The sequence below is a fragment of the Burkholderia sp. PR2 genome, from assembly GCF_052372875.1.
GTDB classification, from domain to species: Bacteria; Pseudomonadota; Gammaproteobacteria; order Burkholderiales; family Burkholderiaceae; genus Burkholderia; species Burkholderia diffusa.
This window is the reverse complement of the sequence record NZ_JBQRWH010000001.1, coordinates 1,953,447-1,969,791: the sequence shown is the minus strand read 5'-3', so window position 1 is coordinate 1,969,791 and position 16,345 is coordinate 1,953,447. Positions and strand designations below refer to the sequence as shown.

The 16,345-nt window shown below is 69.2% G+C and carries 12 protein-coding genes; 6 read left to right on the top strand and 6 right to left on the bottom strand.

Annotation, left to right across the window (positions count from 1 at the left end; all coding sequences use genetic code 11):
- The first annotated feature begins 4 nt into the window (after nt 1–4).
- The gene (locus tag ACT2FV_RS08580) at nt 5–2,785 is read left to right on the top strand and encodes an Hsp70 family protein (protein ID WP_444503643.1); all 2,781 of its coding nucleotides are present in this window, start codon (nt 5–7) and stop codon (nt 2,783–2,785) included.
- 152 nt (nt 2,786–2,937) lie between these two features.
- On the opposite strand, the gene ctlX is transcribed toward ACT2FV_RS08580, so the two are convergent.
- Nucleotides 2,938–3,939, bottom strand: a complete 1,002-nt coding sequence (gene ctlX / locus ACT2FV_RS08575; RefSeq protein ID WP_444503642.1) for a citrulline utilization hydrolase CtlX — start codon at nt 3,937–3,939, stop codon at nt 2,938–2,940.
- A 59-nt stretch (nt 3,940–3,998) separates the two neighbouring features.
- A complete protein-coding gene (locus ACT2FV_RS08570) occupies nt 3,999–5,078 on the bottom strand; it encodes an ornithine cyclodeaminase (protein WP_059601218.1) in 1,080 nt (359 codons plus the stop codon).
- Nucleotides 5,079–5,373: 295 nt separating this feature from the next.
- On the opposite strand from ACT2FV_RS08570, the gene ACT2FV_RS08565 reads away from it, so the two are divergent.
- The gene (locus tag ACT2FV_RS08565; RefSeq protein ID WP_059601220.1) at nt 5,374–5,805 is read left to right on the top strand and encodes an Lrp/AsnC family transcriptional regulator; all 432 of its coding nucleotides are present in this window, start codon (nt 5,374–5,376) and stop codon (nt 5,803–5,805) included.
- Between the two features lie 218 nt (nt 5,806–6,023).
- Here ACT2FV_RS08565 and ACT2FV_RS08560 read toward each other — a convergent pair whose 3' ends face one another.
- Together ACT2FV_RS08560 and ACT2FV_RS08555 are read right to left on the bottom strand one after the other, a co-directional pair.
- Complete coding sequence (locus ACT2FV_RS08560) at nt 6,024–7,445, bottom strand: sensor histidine kinase (protein ID WP_444503641.1); 1,422 nt, start codon at nt 7,443–7,445, stop codon at nt 6,024–6,026.
- A complete protein-coding gene (locus tag ACT2FV_RS08555; RefSeq protein ID WP_124901449.1) occupies nt 7,432–8,097 on the bottom strand; it encodes a response regulator transcription factor in 666 nt (221 codons plus the stop codon). The genes ACT2FV_RS08560 and ACT2FV_RS08555 overlap by 14 nt, the downstream gene beginning before the upstream one ends.
- Before the next feature lie 236 nt (nt 8,098–8,333).
- On the opposite strand from ACT2FV_RS08555, the gene ACT2FV_RS08550 reads away from it, so the two are divergent.
- Both ACT2FV_RS08550 and ACT2FV_RS08545 read left to right on the top strand, forming a co-directional pair.
- Nucleotides 8,334–9,350 (top strand): ABC transporter substrate-binding protein, encoded by a 1,017-nt coding sequence (locus tag ACT2FV_RS08550; protein ID WP_059601225.1) that lies wholly within the window; start codon nt 8,334–8,336, stop codon nt 9,348–9,350.
- 113 nt (nt 9,351–9,463) lie between these two features.
- Nucleotides 9,464–10,783: an MFS transporter gene (locus ACT2FV_RS08545; RefSeq protein ID WP_151049970.1), complete on the top strand. Its 1,320-nt coding sequence runs from the start codon at nt 9,464–9,466 to the stop codon at nt 10,781–10,783.
- A 150-nt stretch (nt 10,784–10,933) separates the two neighbouring features.
- Here ACT2FV_RS08545 and ACT2FV_RS08540 read toward each other — a convergent pair whose 3' ends face one another.
- Complete coding sequence (locus tag ACT2FV_RS08540; protein WP_444503640.1) at nt 10,934–12,730, bottom strand: sensor histidine kinase; 1,797 nt, start codon at nt 12,728–12,730, stop codon at nt 10,934–10,936.
- Entirely contained in the window at nt 12,727–13,374 is a 648-nt protein-coding gene (locus ACT2FV_RS08535) for a response regulator (RefSeq protein ID WP_444503639.1), read from the bottom strand. Before ACT2FV_RS08535 ends, ACT2FV_RS08540 begins: the two co-directional genes overlap by 4 nt.
- A 282-nt stretch (nt 13,375–13,656) precedes the next feature.
- Between ACT2FV_RS08535 and ACT2FV_RS08530 the strand changes: the two genes are divergently transcribed.
- Both ACT2FV_RS08530 and ACT2FV_RS08525 read left to right on the top strand, forming a co-directional pair.
- Nucleotides 13,657–14,109, top strand: coding sequence for a hypothetical protein (locus tag ACT2FV_RS08530; protein WP_124620809.1), 453 nt, complete (start codon nt 13,657–13,659; stop codon nt 14,107–14,109).
- A gap of 102 nt (nt 14,110–14,211) precedes the next feature.
- Nucleotides 14,212–16,230 carry an LssY C-terminal domain-containing protein gene (locus tag ACT2FV_RS08525; protein ID WP_151049965.1) on the top strand — a complete coding sequence of 673 codons (2,019 nt, stop codon included), beginning with the start codon at nt 14,212–14,214 and terminating at the stop codon, nt 16,228–16,230.
- Nucleotides 16,231–16,345 lie beyond the last annotated feature (115 nt).

Here is a 16,345-nt window from a genome sequence, read left to right as displayed (position 1 = left end):
CACGATGAAGCGCTATACGGTCGGCATCGACCTCGGCACGAGCAATACGGTCGTCGCGTACGTCGAAGCCGGCTCCGACGCGATCCGCGTGTTCGACGTCGAGCAACTGGTCGGCCCCGGCGCGGTGGCCGCGCAGCCGCTGCTGCCGTCGGTGCGCTATCACCCGGCGGCCGGTGAGCTCGCGGCGGACGCGCTGAGGTTGCCGTGGCAGGCGGCCGGCGCGCGCGACGCGGCCGCCCGTTCGGGTGGCGGCCGTGACGGCGCCGCTGGTGACGCGCTGCCGCCCGTGATCGGCCGCTATGCGCGCACGCTCGGCGCGCAGGTGCCGGGCCGGCTCGTGACGAGCGCGAAGAGCTGGCTGTCGCACGCATCGGTCGACCGGCTCGCCGCGATCCTGCCATGGGGCGCGGCCGACGGCGTCGACAAGGTGTCGCCGGTCGACGCGAGCGCCAGCTATCTCGCGCATGTGCGCGACGCGTGGGATGCCCGTTTTCCCGATGCGCCGCTCGCGAAGCAGGACGTGATCCTGACGGTGCCCGCGTCGTTCGACGACGGCGCGCGCGCGTTGACGGTCGAGGCCGCGCGGCGCGCGAAGCTGCCCGCGCTGCGGCTGCTGGAAGAGCCGCAGGCCGCGTTCTACGACTGGCTGTACGGCCGGCGCGAAACGCTGCGCGACACGTTCGCCGACGCGCGGCGCGTGCTGATCTGCGACGTCGGCGGCGGCACGACCGATCTCACGCTCGTCGATGTCGCACCGGGCGACGGCGGCGAGCCGACCTTTACGCGCGTCGGCGTCGGCAATCACCTGATGCTCGGCGGCGACAACATGGACCTCGCGCTTGCGCGCCTGGTCGAAACGCGGCTGACCGAGCCCGGCACGCGGCTGTCGGCCGCGAGCCTGTCGCAGCTCGTCGAGCGCTGCCGTGCCGCGAAGGAGCGGCTGCTCGGCGACGATGCACCGGCGTCCGTCACCGTCACGCTGCTCGGCGCGGGCAGCAAGCTCGTCGGCGGTGCACGTTCGGCCGAACTGACACGGCAGGAAGTCGAACAGATCGTCGTCGACGGTTTCTTTCCGCAGGTCGAGGCCGGCGAACTGCCGCGCCGCGCGCGGGCGGCGATCGTCGAATTCGGGTTGCCGTATGCGAGCGACCCTGCCGTCACGCGGCACGTCGCCGCGTTCCTGAACCGTCACGCGGAAGGCCCGCTGCCCGACACGCTGCTGCTCAACGGCGGCGTGTTCCGTGCGGGCGCGCTCGCGGGCCGTCTCGCGCAGACGCTCGGCGCGTGGCGCGGCGCGCCGCTCGACGTGCTGCACAACGCGCATCCGGACGTGGCCGTCGCGCGCGGCGCGGTGGCGTATGGCCTCGCGCGCGCCGGGCATGCGCCGCGCATCGGCGGCGGTTCCGCGCGCAGCTATTTCCTCGTGCTGGACGACGGCGCCGGCGACGCAGCCGCGCGCGGTGTCTGCCTGCTGCCGCGCGGAGCGGAAGAGGGCCGCGAGATCCGGCTGGAGGATCGTACCTTCGCGCTGCAGCTCGGGCAGCCGGTGCGTTTCCACCTCGTGTCGACGGTGGCCGACACCGCGTACCGGCCCGGCGATCTCGTCGCACTCGACGGCGGCGATTTCGTGCGGCTGCCGCCGATCGCGACGGTCGTCGAGCGGCAGGCGGGCAGCGATGCGCGCGAAACGCCGGTGAAGCTCACCGCGTCGCTGACCGAGGTCGGCACGCTCGAAATGCATTGCATCGCGACCGACGACGCGGCACGCCGCTGGCGGCTCGAATTCCAGTTGCGCGGCGACGCGCCGGCGCACGGCGGCGACGATGCATCCGCGCGGCATCCGCGTCTCGACCACGCGATCGAACTGATCGAGCGCTCGTTCGGCAGCAAGGCCGCGGACGTCACGCCGAAGGACACGCGCCGGTTGCGCGCGCAGCTCGAACAGGTGCTCGGCCCGCGCGAAGAGTGGGACGTCGCGCTCGCGCGCGAACTGTTCGACGCGCTGCTTGCGCGGGCGCGGCGCCGCCGTCGCTCGGCCGATCACGAACGCGCGTGGCTGAACCTCGCCGGTTATTGCCTGCGCCCGGGCTTCGGCCATCCGCTCGACGCATGGCGCATCGAGCAGCTGTGGCCGCTGTTCGACGACGGCATTCAATACGTGAACGACGGGCAGGTGTGGTCCGAGTGGTGGACGCTGTGGCGGCGCGTGGCCGGCGGCCTCGACGACGATGCGCAGACGCAGGTGCGCGACGCGATCGCGTTCCTCGAACCGTCCGACGACAAGCGGCGCAAGCTGCCGTTCGATCCGGGCAAGGTCGGCCCGGCCGACATGACGCGGCTGTCCGCGTCGCTCGAACGATTGCCCGTCGAGCGCAAGGTCGAGCTGGCCGAGCGCCTGATCGCGCAATTGCAGAAGCCGGCCGAGCGTGCGCTGTGTGCGTGGGCGCTCGGGCGCATCGGTGCGCGCCGGCCGTTCTACGGCAGCGCGCATAGCGTCGTGCCTGCGGAAGTCGTCAATGGCTGGCTCGACGCGCTGTTCGCGCTCGACTGGAAGCAGGTCGAGCCGGCCGCGTTCGCGGCCGCGCAGATTGCCCGGATGACGGGCGACCGTTCACGCGACCTGCCGGACGATACGCGCGACGCGGTGATCAAGCGTCTGTCGGCCGCGAATGCGTCGGCCGCATGGATCGACATGGTGCGCGAAGCGATCGCGTTCGACGAAGCCGACACGGCGCGCGTGTTCGGCGAAACGCTGCCGGCCGGGTTGAAGCTGCTGGCCGGGTGAGTGGCGCGATGTGCTCCGGTATCGTTCGGATACCGGAGCATTTCGCGGCGTTGCCGATGCGGGGTGACGCGCGCCGATTCAATGCCCTTCGAACAAAAAACGGCTGCCGTTGCATTGCATCGGCAGCCGTTTGCGCTTTGTGAGCCTGTCGGTCAGATAGGCGGCGTCGTCTCGCGTGGCAATGCGGCCGACTCCGCGGCGATCGCATCCGGCACGGCCGCCCGCCGCGCGAGATGAATCCCCGCGAGCATGCAGCGCACCGATCCGCCGGCCAGTTCGATCGTCGGCACGTCGAGCGGCAGCAGCCGCGCGGAGCGCTCGATCACCGCACGCTGGTCAGGTGTGAGGCAATCGAACGCACGTCGCGACAGCGCAAGCACGCGCCCGTTGCTTCCCGACAATTCCAGCGTATTGCCTGCGAAATTCGCGATCTGCGACTGATCGAGGGCGATCACCGCACGTCCCGTTTCGGTCAGGCGTTGCGCGATCTCGACGCGGCGCCGGCCGTCGGCGATCAGGTCGAGGCCGACCATCGCGAACTCCGTCGCGACGCTCATCATCACGTTCGTGTGATAGATCGGGCGCCCGTCGGCGTCGGCCGTATCGAAGCAGATCGGCTCGAAATTGAAATGCGTGCAGAAGCGTTCGAGCGCGACCGGATCGGCACGGCGCGACCGCGCGGTATAGGCGATCCGCGCGACGTGGTCGAGCACCATTGCGCCGGTGCCTTCCAGGAACACGTCGTCGTATTCGAGACCCGAATAGTCGATCACGTCCTGCACGCGATACTCGGCCTTCAGCATCTCGACGATGTCCGCACGCCGCTCGCGGCGGCGGTTCGGGCTGTGCATCGGATACAGCGCGACGTGGCCGCCCGGATGCGTCGAGAACCAGTTGTTCGGGAACACGGAATCGGGCGTGTCGCGCTCGCCGTGGTCGTCGAACACGTGCATGCGCACGCCCGCATCGGCGAGCGTCTGCGCGGCGGCCGTGACTTCGTCGCGTGCGGCGGCGGACACCGACGACGTGTCGGTCGAGCCGCCGCCGCTCGTGCGCTGGAACGCGTTGTCGGCCGCGGTCTGCGGGTTCGGCAGGAAACGGTGCGGCCGGATCATCACGACGGCGGCCGGCGCCTGGATCGATACGAGATTCATGGAAGGCAGGAGCGAAAGGCAGGGAGCCGGGCTGCGCACGGGCCGCCCGGCGTTGACGGTCAGCGCGCGAATGCGGCGACGGCTTCGGTGACGAACGCCGCGTGACCCTGCGCGATCGCGGCCGGGTCTTCGATCAGCGCGAACAGGTTCTTCGGGTCGACGGCCGGCGGAATCAGCGCGATCTCGACCCCCGCGTTGTGCTGCTGCGCGAGCGCGTACAGGTAGCGCAGCGCCGAGTAGTCCTCCAGCGCGAAGCCGACCGAGTCGAACACGGTGACTTCGTCCGCGCGTTCGCGGCCGGTCGTTTCGCGTTGCAGCACGCGCCACAGTTCGGTGACAGGGAAGTCGGCCGGCATCTGCTGGATCTCGCCTTCGATGCGCGACTGCGGCTCGAATTCGACGAACACGCGGCCCGCCTGCAGCACGCCCGCTTCAAGCTCGGTCTTGCCGGGGCAATCGCCGCCGACCGCGTTCAGGTGCATGCCGGGCTCGATCATGTCGGCCGTGACGATCGTCGCGTACGCCTTGTCGGCGGTGACGGTCGTCACGATGTCGGCGCCGCGCACGGCGTCGGCGGTCGATGCGGCGCGCACGACGCGCAATTCAGGGTATGCGGCGAGGTTCTGCACGAGCTTGTCGGTCGCGAGCGGATCGACGTCGAACACGCGGATTTCGTCGATGCCGAGCAGCGTGTGGAACGCGATCGCCTGGAATTCGCTCTGCGCGCCGTTGCCGATCAGTGCCATCGTGCGCGAGTCGGGGCGTGCGAGACCCTGCGCGGCGAGCACCGACGTGGCGGCCGTGCGCAGCGCGGTCGTCAGCGTGAGTTCGGCGAGCAGCAGCGGGTAGCCGGTATCGACTTCGGCGAGCGCGCCGAATGCCATCACCGTGTGCATCCCGCGCGTCGCGTTGACGGGGTGGCCGTTCACATATTTGAACGCGAACAGCGACGCGTTCGCGACGGGCATCAGTTCGATCACGCCGTCGCGCGAGTGGCATGCGACGCGCGGCGACTTGTCGAAATCGGCCCACTGCAGGTAATCGGCGCGCAGCGTGTCGACGAGTTCGCGCAGGAACGTCGTGACGCCGGTTTTGGCGATCAGGCGGGCGGTGGCGGGAACGTCGAGGAAGCGAGTCATCGGTCTGTCTCCATTGTCTTTGCCGGTACGGGTGTCCTGGCATTCCGGTCGACCGGGCGATGCTTCGGTGCGGGCGCGGGCTTGCTGAAAAGCGGCGGCACGGCGTATTCGGCCGGTCGATGGAGTCATTATTTCCGGGAGTCGAGCCAACAAAAAGACGGCAAAAGTGGCAGATTTATCGATAGACTTGTCAAAATGCCAGCCATATCCGGCAGTTTGCCCGGTTCGCGCTGGTCGGAATGCGCAGCCTCCGGCACGCTGGCGGCCGGTTCACGCTCAACAGGAAGGCCCCTTCATGATCACGCTCGACGACGTCGACCGGCAGCTGATCGCGCTGCTGCGCGACAACGCGCGACTGCCCGTCGTCACCCTGGCGAAGGAATTGCGCGTCGCGCGCGCGACCGTGCAGAACCGGCTGACGCGGCTGGAGAAAAACGGCGTGATCGTCGGTTACACGGTACGGCTCAAGCCGGCGGCCGAACGGCACCGGATCCGCGCGCTGATGTCGATCGCGGTGCAGGGCAATCGCGGCGCCGAGGTGGTGAAGGTGCTGCGCGGGCATCCGAATGTCGCGTCGATCCACAGCACCAACGGCCGCTGGGATCTCGTCGCCGAGCTGCATGCCGATTCGCTCGAGCATTTCGATCGCGTGCTCGGCGCGATCCGGCTGATCGACGGCATCGCGAGTACCGAGACGAGCATTCTGCTGTCGACGCACAAGGCGTAGCTATCCAGTTGCATTGCTATTGCTGAAGTTGCGATGCTGCGGATGTCAGGAAACGCGCCGACGTCGACACGTTGTGGTGGCCGTTCTGCGGCCGCCAGTATGAACCGGCTGGTGGCGCGACATGAGGGGCACAATGCCGACGACGATCGCGACAGCGACGACTGAGCGTCTGTCGCCATGTGGCGTTCGATCGGTCGTATGTCAGATCATACGGTAACCTAAGCTTTGCCTGCGCGCTGCGTCGCCGCCCTCGGAAACGTCATCACCACCGCGAACCCGCCGGCATCCGGAAACGCGAACCCGATGCGCCCGCCGTGCGCCTTCATCACTTCCTGCACGATCGCGAGCCCGAGCCCCGACCCGGTTCGACGCTCGCCGCCGTCCGGCGCGATCCGGACGAACGGCTGCAATGCCGCCTCCCAATGCTCGCGCGGAATCCCCCGCCCGTTGTCGGTGACGGTCAGCGTCACCGCTTGATCCGCGTTGCCCGCGCTGGCGACCGACACGACGATATCGTCTGCATGTCCATGCAGCAGCGCGTTGTGCAGCACGTTCGACAACGCCTCTTGCAGACTGATCGCATCGCCGTCGATCCACGCATGCGGGGCGTCGCTCGCGAACGCGACGGCCACATCGCGCGTGTCCGCGAGCGGAATCGTGCGGCCGAGCACGTCCTTCGCGAGCGCGACGAGTTCGACGGGTTGCAGCGGCACGACCTCGGTACGATGAATCACCATCGCATGATTGAGCAACTGCCCGGTGAGGCGGCCGACGTCCGCGCTGGTCGCGCGCAGCGCGTCGAGCCGTGCCGCATGGCGCGCGGGATCGGATTCGCCGTCGAGCAATTCGATCTGCGCGTCGAGCCGCGCGAGCGGCGTGCGCATCTGGTGTGCTGCGTCGGCGATGAAGCGCTGCATTGCGTTGATGCGCTCGGCCAGGCGGTGTATCAACCCGTTGATCGAGCCGATGATCGCGTCGATCTCGCTCGGCGTGTCGACGGCCACGGGCCGCAGGTCGGCCGGGTCGCGCGCGGCGATGAGCGTGCCGATCTGCGCGAGCGGGCGCAGGCCGCGCCGGATCGCGAGGCCGCTCGCGCCGATCGCGAGCACGCTCATCAGCAGGATCAGCGTCCACACCTTGATGCTCATGTCGTTCGTGAGCTGCTGGCGCGCGTTGGTGGTTTGCGCAACGGTCACGAGCGCCCAGCCGGGCGTGCTTTCCTCGGGCATGTAGCGCGCGATGGTCGCCGTGCGGATCCGGTGCCCCTGGTAGACGGCGTTCGCGAACGCGGGGCCCTGTTTCGCGGCGGCGAGCGTCGCGGGGCTCGCGAGATCGTTGTAGCCGGCCACGACGACACCGCGCGAATCGACGACCTTGTAGTAGACGAGGTCGTAGCGCGACAGCGTCGACAGCGCGGCGACGGGCGGGTTCAGCGCGAGCACGCCGCCTTGCACGTAGAGGTTCTCCGCGACCTGGATCGACGCGCCGGCGAGCAACTGGTCGTACGCGCGTTCGGCGGCGACGCCCGCGTAGTAGCGCGCGATCGCCGCGAGCGCGAGCGCGCCGGTCGCGACGACGAGCGCGATGAACAGCAGCGTGCGCCCGAACAGGGTCTTCGGGAACCAGTCAATGCGCGGCAATCTGATACCCCATCCCGCGCGCGGTGCGGATCTCGACCGAGCTGCCCTGCAGCTTCCTGCGCACGCGTGTCACGTACTGCTCGACCGCGTTCGCGGTCGGCTCGTTGCCGAAGCTGAACAGCTGGTTCAGCAGTTCGTCCTTGGAGAAGATCCGCTGCGGGCGGCTTGCGAGAATCTCGAGCAGCGCGAATTCCTGGCGCGACAGCGACAGCGGCTGGCCGTCGAGTTCGGCAAGCCGGCTGCTGCGGTCGATCACGAGGCCGCCGAGCGTCAGCACGTCATTCGCATGGCCGCTGTTGCGGCGCAGCAGCGCCTGCACGCGCGCATCGAGCTCGCGGTAGTCGAACGGCTTCACGAGATAGTCGTCGGCGCCGAGGCCCAGGCCGCTCACCCGGTCGTCGATCGCGGAACGTGCGGTAACGAGCAGCACCGGCGTCGTGCTGCCCGACGCGCGCAGGTTGCGCAGCACCGAGAAGCCGTCGAGGCCGGGCAGGTTCGCATCGAGCACGACGAGGTCGAAGCGCTCGACGCGCAGCAATCCGTTCGCGGTCGAGCCGTCGGTTTCGAGATCGACGGCATGGCCGAGCCGCGCGAGGCGGCTGCGGATCGCCGCGCCGATTTCGGCATCGTCCTCCACGACAAGAATGCGCATGGTGCCGTTTGCAGGTAGATGAGTTAGGGGTTTTCCCGGGGCCGGGATGTCAGCATTTTCTCAGACTCGCTCGATAACCTGTGTTCAGCCGGAACGAGCGATGACGGCATTAATACCAGAGGAGACGGCAACATGCAGCATGTCACGGGCACGACGAAGGCGCGGCCGAATGCACGGCGAAGCCTGACGCGGGCTGCCGCGTCGTCGCTTGCCGCCCGCGGTACGCAGGCGTGCGCATGACGACGTCGCCCCGCCGCCGCGCGTTGCTCGCCGCCGGCCTCGGCATGCTTGCCGCACCGTCGCTGGTGCGCGCGAAGCCGCGCACGGTGCGGATCTCGAAAGGCTACGGCGTGCTGTACCTGCCGCTGCTCGTGATGGAGAAGCAGCGCTTGTTCGAGCAGCACGCGGCGCGGCACGGCGTGCGCGAGGTCGCGGTCGACTGGGTGCTGCTCGACGGCGGCAATTCCGTCAACGACGCGATGATGGCCGGCACGCTCGATTTCGCGGGCGCCGGCGCGCCGGGCTTCATCGAGCTGTGGGCGCGGGCACGGGGGATTCCGAACGTCGAGGTGATCGGCATCAGCGGATTGTCCACGACGTCGCTGTCGCTCAATGCGAATCGGCCGGGTCTCGCGTCGCTGCGCGACTTCACGCCGTCCGACCGGATCGCCGTACCGGGCATCCGCACGTCGCTGTCGGCGGTCGTGCTGCAGATGGTCGCGAGCCGCCAGCTCGGCGCGAAGCATTTCGCGCAACTCGATTCGATCACCGTGAACCTGCCGCATCCGCAAGCGATGCAGGCGCTGATCCGCCGCGAGAACGGCGTCACGGCGCACTTCACGTCACCGCCGTTCTCGACCCTCGAGTTGCGGCAGCCGGGCATTCATCGCGTCGTGAATTCGGTCGACGTGCTCGGCCCGCTGACGCTCGACGTCGTGTTCGCGCCGAAGCGGCTCGTCGATACCGAGCCCGCGCTGGCCTCGGCATTTCTCGGCGCGCTCGACGAAGCGAACCGCCTGATCGCGCAGGACCCGCGCGCGGCGGCCGCGCTGTATGCGGCCTCGTCGGGTGTCGGCGTGTCGCACGACGACGTGATGCAGATGCTCGCCGCGCCGGACACGCGGTTCTCGGTGCGGCCGAACCAGCTGATGGACTACGTCGAATTCCTGTATCTCGCCGGCACGATCAAGGCGAAGCCGCGCGCGTGGCACGAGATGTTCGCGCCGATGCTCGACGACTACCGGACCGGCTGATCGCCGCCGTCCGTCGCCGGATCCCGATTTCATCGAACACTCCCACGCCCGCGCGTGCATCGCGCGCGGCGCCGATTCAACCGACAAGCAACCGATTCACGGAGGAGCCCGCAGTGAATACCACCGAAACCCTGGACCCCGCGTCCGCCGAAGAGCAGCGCATCATGTCGAAGATGGCGCGGCGCCTGCTGCCCATCCTCGTCGTGATGTTCCTGATCGCATTCATCGACCGGCAGAACGTCGGCTTCGCGAAATTGCAGATGGTGCACAGCCTCGGGATGACCGAGGCCGCGTTCGGTCTCGCGTCGTCGCTGTTCTTCATCGGCTACCTGCTGTTCGAGGTGCCGAGCACGCTCGCGCTGCATCGCTATGGCGCACGCGTGTGGCTTGCGCGGATCATGCTGACGTGGGGCCTCATCACCGTGCTGATGGGCTTCACGACGTCGATGCCCGCGTTCTGTTCGCTGCGCTTCCTGCTCGGGATCGCGGAGGCCGGCTTCTATCCGGGCGTGATCTATTACCTGACGCTGTGGTTTCCGCAGAGCTACCGCGCGAAGGTGCTCGGCATCTTCACGCTGGGCAGCGCGCTCGCGAACATGCTCGGCTCGCTGGTCGGCGGCGTGCTGCTGGGCCTGAACGGCGTGTGGGGGCTCGCGGGCTGGCAGTGGGTGTTCGTGGCGACGGGCATCCCGGCGGTGATCGTCGCGATCGTCGTGTTTCGCGTGCTGCCGGCGTCGTTCCGCGATGCGCCGTTCCTCGACGAACGCGAGAAGCAGATCGTCGCGGCCGCGCTCGAACGCGAGAAGCCGGTGCAGGCAGAACATGCCCAGCCGTGGAAGGCGCTACTCGATCCGCGCGTGATGCTGTTCGCGGCGACCTACATGCTGATGTCGACGTCGTTGTACGGCGTCACGTACTGGCTGCCGACGATCGTCAAGTCGTTCGGCGTGTCGAGCAGCACGAACGGCTTGTTGAGCATGCTGCCGTGGGCGCTCGCGGTATTGCTGCTGCTGTGGCTGCCGTCGAAGCTGCGCCGCGCGAAGAGCATCCTGCGCACGATCGCGATCGTCGCGGCGCTCGGTGCGCTCGGCTTCCTGCTGAGCCTCGTGCTGCCGTCGACGCCGTTGCGCTTCATCGCGCTCGTGCTCGGCGGTGCGTGCATCCCGCTGCTGTATCCGTGCTTCTGGTCGATGCCGCCGCGCTACTTCACCGGCGCGCGTGCGGCGGCGAGCGTCGCGGCGATCAACTCGATCGGCAACCTCGGCGGCTTCTTCAGCCAGAACCTGATGCCGTTCGCGGGCAAGGTGACGGGCACCGCGTTCGGCCCGATGATCGTGCCGATCGTGTGCCTCGCGCTGCTCGGGATCGGCGCGCTGGTCGCGTGGTCGCGCTCGGAGCGGGCGATGTCCAGATCCAACCTGGGACGATGCTGAAAGCCGCACGCGCAGCGATGGAGACCGATCAGGCGAATGGCAGCGATCGGCGAAAACGTTCGAACAACTCACCATCCTGACCGTTCGTCATCAGCGGGAAGGGACGACGACTGACCCCCGCAGCGGCATTCCGCCGCTGCATCCTCACCCTTACCCGTGCGTCCGCGACGCCCCCGGTGCTTCATGCGCGATCGCCACATGCGCCGACGCCACCGGGATGTCCACCTCCACCGTCGTTCCCTCGCCGAGCGTCGTATCGATCCGCAGCGTGCCGCCGACGAGATACGCGCGCTCGCGCAAGCCGACCAGCCCGAACGATCCCGACTTGCGCGGCGCACCGGGATCGAATCCCGCACCGTCGTCTCGAATCGTCAGCGTGATCGTCTCGTCACGATAAACGAGCGCCACGGTCGCGCTCGACGCAGCCGCGTGCCGCGCGACGTTCGCGAGCGCTTCCTGCGCGATGCGGAACACGGCCGTCGCATACGGTTCGTCGAGGTGCAATTCGCCCGGCTCGACGTGCAGCGCGCACGCCATGCCGTGTCGGTGCCGGAAATCCTCCACGAGCCATTGCATCGCGGCCGCAAACCCGAGGTCGTCGAGCATCAGCGGGCGCAGGTCCGTCGCGATGCGCCGCGTGGCCGTCACCGCGCCGCGGGCGAGCGCATGCATCGCCGCGATCTTGCGCGCCAGCGTCGCATCGTCCTGCGGCACGCGGTCGAGCAGCCATTCGAGATCGTTCTTCAGCGTCGCGAGGGTCTGCGCGAGTTCGTCGTGCAGTTCGCGTGCGATGCGGCGCTGTTCGGCCTCACGTGCGCTCGCGCTGATCGCCGCGATCTCGCGCAGCTCCTCGCGCGACGCCTGCAGCGCCCGCTCCGCGCGCACGCGCTCCTCGACTTCGCGCCGCAGGTCACGGTTCGACGCGCTCAACTGCGCGGTGCGGGCCGCGACGCGCTGCTCGAGCCGTTCGTTCGCCTCGTTGAGCTGCGCGCTCTTCTGCACGACGAGCAGGTGCTGATAGCGCGCGCCGGCCAGCGCGCGCACCGTCTGCGCATGCAGCCGGCCGTTCTCGAACAGCAGCGCGAACAGCACGACACCGGACGCGACGAGCCCGTAGGTCCGCCCGGCGTAGAAGCCGAGGTCGAAGCGTCCGTGGTTCAGCATCGACGACAGCGCGATGTCGAACAGCCATGCGACGAGCACGATCATCACCCACAGGTCGAGCACGGAATGATGGCGCCGCTGCCGCCACATCAGCACGAGCGCGGCAAGATTCAGCGCCCAGACGACCGCGATCGCGTTCGTCATCGTCGAGGCCATCCGGTTGCCCTGCATGATGCGGGGCAGCAGGTCGTGGCCGGCGGTCGCGAGCAGTGCGAGCGCGCCGGTCGCGCCGGCCGTCAGGGCGATGCAAAGCAGCAGCGGAATCGCCGCGCGGCGCTGCTCGAGCGACGGCGGATGCGCGCGCGGGGCCGCGCGCAGCAGCGCGTATGCGGCGACTGCCAGCGGAAAGCCACCGTGCCAGAACAGATAAAGCCACGCGGTGGTCTGTTCACCCGCGCCGAGCAGGCCCGTCGGCGCGAACAGCCCCGGAAAGGTCAGCATGTGCGTGCCGGCCATGAAGCCCGTGAACAGGTAGCCGCCGGCGAGCGCGAGCAGCGATTTCTCGCGCAGGATCGCGTACTGGCCGAGCAGCAGGCCAGCCGTCACCATGTCGTTGACGACGATCGCCGACTGGTACACGGGGATGAAGCCCAACACGTGGGCAAGCGGCACGCCGGCGAACGGCGCGAGGGCGACGAAGATCATGGCCGACACGACGACTGTCGCAATCGCGAGGCACCGCTCCCGCCGGTCGGGCGGCAGCGACGACATGAACAGGCGCGACGGCTCCGACGTGTCGTCGTCATCGGCCGCGGCCGGGCGGAAGCGCAATGCGGGCATCATGCGTCGTCGATGCCGAGATCGAGATCGTGGCGCATCGCGTAGCGCACCAGCGCGGCTTCGTGCGGCAGCTCCATCTTCTCGAGGATGCGCGTCTTGTAGGTGCTGACCGTCTTCGCGCTCAGCGTGAGGTCCGCCGCGATCCGCGTGACCGTCTGGCCCGCGACGATGCGGCGCATCACGTCGAGTTCGCGATCGGACAACCGCTCGTGCGGCAGGATTTCGGACGGCGCGCGCATCGTGCGCGCGAGGCTCTCGGCCGCCGACGCGCTCACGTACACGCCGCCGGCCGCGACCTTGGTGACGGCCTGGACGAGTTCGGCGGTCGCGCTGTCCTTCGTCAGGTAGCCGGTCGCGCCGGCCTTGAACGTGCGCGCCGCGTACTGGGTTTCCGCATGCATCGTCAGCACCAGCATGCGCAGCGATGGCACCTGCGTCTTGACCAGCCGGATCAGCTCGATACCGGTCGGCGCGGGCATCGACAGGTCGAGCAGCAGCACGTCAGCGGCGCAACGCTCGGCCAGCGCGAGCGTGGCCGCGCCGTCGCTCGCCTCGCCGACGATCTCGAAACCGCCGGCCGTTTCCAGGATGTGACGCAGTCCGTCTCGCATGACTGCGTGATCGTCAGCCAGAATTACCCTGATCATCTAGCGGCCCTCTTTTGGATGATTCGGCGGCGGTTCTTCTGATCAATATATGCCGCCGAATCGGGAAGTGGTGCTCCCGCGGGACATTTTTGAGACATCTGGGGGTCGAATGTGTCTTGAAGCGAAATAATCGTCGTGAAATGGCTCGGGCGGTAGGGGCAGACGGGGAGGGTATTCCCGAGGAATCGTCACGGCCGGGCAGACGGCGTGCCTCGCGGCCCACCCTGATTCAGGGATAAACTGGTGCCCGATTGCATCGTCCAGACCCGAGGAGCCGCCACGATGATCGATCTTGCCGACATCCTGCCGTCCGCGTTGCCCGCCGCCGTCGCGTGGGCCGACGCGCAGGCGGCTCACGGGCTCGCACGGGGCGTGCCGCTGACGCCCGCGCAGGCCGACGACGCGCGTACCGTGGGCGTCGCGCAACCGGAGCGAATCCGCGTCGTGGTCGCCGACCGGCTGCCGTTCCCCGACACGCCGGCGCTGGGCGCGATCGCGCGCGACACCGGTCTGCTGTCGCCGGGGACGATCGGCCTCACGCTCGGCCATGCGGTGTTCGTGCTGCGCGGCCACGACACGCGACGCCTGCTCACGCACGAATTCCGCCATGTGCATCAGTACGAGGAAGCCGGGTCGATCGGCGCGTTTCTCGCGCGCTATCTGCACGAGATCGCGACCGTCGGCTACCACGACGCGCCGCTCGAGGCCGACGCGCGGCAGCACGAGTTCGACTGACGCCACCGGCCGGCGCGAACGCGCACACACGCCCATGAACCTTCCTCACGCCATCGCCGGCCCGATGCGGAACCGTCGCGCCGCCACGCCGCGCGGCCCGCGATGAGCGCCACGATCCACGCGTGGCTCAGTGCGATTGGCGCGCACCCGGCGCTGGTGCTGGCGATCGTGTTCGCCACGGCCTGTGCCGAGGCGATCGCGTTGATCGGCACGGTCGTGCCGGCCGGTGCCGTGATGTTCGCGGCCGGCACGCTGATTGGCGCGGGCGCGCTCGACGGCTGGACGGTCGTCGGCGTCGCGGCCGCCGGCGCGATCGTCGGCGACGGGATCAGCTACGAGCTCGGACGCCACTACGGCGGTGCGATCCGGAATGGATGGGTCCGGCTGGGCTACGCGGATGCGTATGCGCGCGGCGAGCAGTTCGTGCTGCGCCACGGCACGAAGAGCATCGTGCTCGCGCGCTTCCTGGCGCCGGTGCGCGCGGTCGTGCCGGTGGTCGTGGGGTGCGCGACGCTGCCGCGCCGGTCGTTCTATCCGGTCAACGTCGTGTCGGCGCTGATCTGGGCGCCGGTGCACATCGCGCCGGGCATCCTGTTCGGCGCGTCGGCGCTGCTGGCCGCGGCGATCAGCGTGCGGGTCGCCGCGATTCTGCTGGTGGTTGCCGCGCTGGTCGCGCTCGTGTGGATCGGCGTGCGTGTCGCGCTGCGGCGCGGCTGGCCGCTGCTGCACCACGCGCTCGTCGCGGCCATGTACGCGTGCATACGCCGCTGGCCGCGGTTCGGCGCGCGGGTGCACGACATGTTCGTGCGCGTGCGCCGCCTGCCGGGCGCGGTGCCTGTGTTCGCGCTGCTGTTCGTCGGCTGCGTGTGGCTGTTTGCCGGCATCGTTCAGGACGTCGTCGCGAACGATCCGCTGATGCACGCCGACATCGCGCTGTATGCGTTCCTGCAGAACCTGCGCACGCCGCCCGTGGATGCCGCGATGCGCGCGCTCGCGGTGCTGCACGGGCACGATACCGGGCTGATCGTCGCGGCCGCATTTCTCGTCTGGCTGATGATCCATCGCTGCTGGGTGACGTCAGCATGGTGGCTCGCGACGGTCGGCATCGCGGTCGTGCTCGTGCCGGCGTTCGGCGCCGGCTTGCCCGGCACGATGCCCGCGAACCTGCCGCCCGGCGCGCTGCACATGCCGCTGCCCGACGCCGATGCGGCGTTCGCGATGCTCGCGAGCAGCGGCATCGGCTGGGTGCTCACGCGCGACCGGCCGGCGCTGTGGCGCATCCCGGTCGTGACGGCGGTCGTGCTGTGGATCGTGCTCGGTGGTTTCGCGCGGCTGTACGTCGGCGATACGTGGTTGTCGGGCTTGCTCGGCGGCTGGAGCCTCGGGCTCGCGTGGTTCGCGATGCTGGCGGGCGCCTATTCGTACTGGCGCGTGCGCGAGCACGTGCAGCCGCGGGGCGCACTCGTCGCGGTGCTCGTCGTGCTCGCGACGACCGGCGTCTGGACCGTGCCCGCGCAATGGCAGCTCGATCGGGCGGCGCGTCCGCACGTGGGCGACGTCGTCGCGATGACCGTGGATCAGTGGCTGCGGGGCGGGTGGCAGCGCGTGCCGACGCGGCGCTCCGAGATCGGCGGCGATCGCGAGGAATATCTGCCGCTGCAATGGTGCGCGACGTCGGACACGCTCGATCGCCATCTGTCGCTGGCCGGCTGGCAGCGCGCGACGCCGTGGTCGCCCGCCACGACACTGCGCTGGCTGCTGCCGCAGGCGCCGGCCGATGCGCTGCCCGTGCTGCCGCGCTACACGCATGGCCAAAGCACGCGCCGGGTGTTCGTGCGTGTCGATCCGGCCCGTCCGGACAGCCGCCTCGTACTGCGGCTGTGGCGTTATCCGTATGTGCTGCAGGACGCGCTCGGCACGCGGCCGCTGTGGTACGGCGCGCTGTATCGCGAGACGCTGCATCGGCCCGCGCGACTGATGACGATCGTGCGCACGACGACCGTCGACGATGCGGCGACGATCGCGCAGGCGCTGAAGATCGAGCCGACGATCGAGCAGCCGCCTGCGGGGATGAGCGCGGCGCCGGCCGCGATGCTGCTCGTGTGGATGGTGCAGCCTTGAAGCGCGTGCGGCGCATCGGGCGTGCGCCGGTTGCGCGGGGACGACGGACAGGTGCAGGCGGACCGTCTTGAGTGCCGCGAGCAGAAGTCGATCGGCTTGCCCCACGCAACGGGCA

Coding starts and splice junctions, on each gene's coding strand:
- ACT2FV_RS08540 (WP_444503640.1), bottom strand. CDS start 12,730: ATGATGCCCGCATTGCGCTTCCGCCCGGCCGCGGCCGATGACGACGAC.
- ctlX (WP_444503642.1), bottom strand. CDS start 3,939: ATGAATCTCGTATCGATCCAGGCGCCGGCCGCCGTCGTGATGATCCGG.
- ACT2FV_RS08570 (WP_059601218.1), bottom strand. CDS start 5,078: ATGACTCGCTTCCTCGACGTTCCCGCCACCGCCCGCCTGATCGCCAAA.
- ACT2FV_RS08550 (WP_059601225.1), top strand. CDS start 8,334: ATGACGACGTCGCCCCGCCGCCGCGCGTTGCTCGCCGCCGGCCTCGGC.
- ACT2FV_RS08530 (WP_124620809.1), top strand. CDS start 13,657: ATGATCGATCTTGCCGACATCCTGCCGTCCGCGTTGCCCGCCGCCGTC.
- ACT2FV_RS08525 (WP_151049965.1), top strand. CDS start 14,212: ATGAGCGCCACGATCCACGCGTGGCTCAGTGCGATTGGCGCGCACCCG.
- ACT2FV_RS08555 (WP_124901449.1), bottom strand. CDS start 8,097: ATGCGCATTCTTGTCGTGGAGGACGATGCCGAAATCGGCGCGGCGATC.
- ACT2FV_RS08580 (WP_444503643.1), top strand. CDS start 5: ATGAAGCGCTATACGGTCGGCATCGACCTCGGCACGAGCAATACGGTC.
- ACT2FV_RS08535 (WP_444503639.1), bottom strand. CDS start 13,374: ATGATCAGGGTAATTCTGGCTGACGATCACGCAGTCATGCGAGACGGA.
- ACT2FV_RS08565 (WP_059601220.1), top strand. CDS start 5,374: ATGATCACGCTCGACGACGTCGACCGGCAGCTGATCGCGCTGCTGCGC.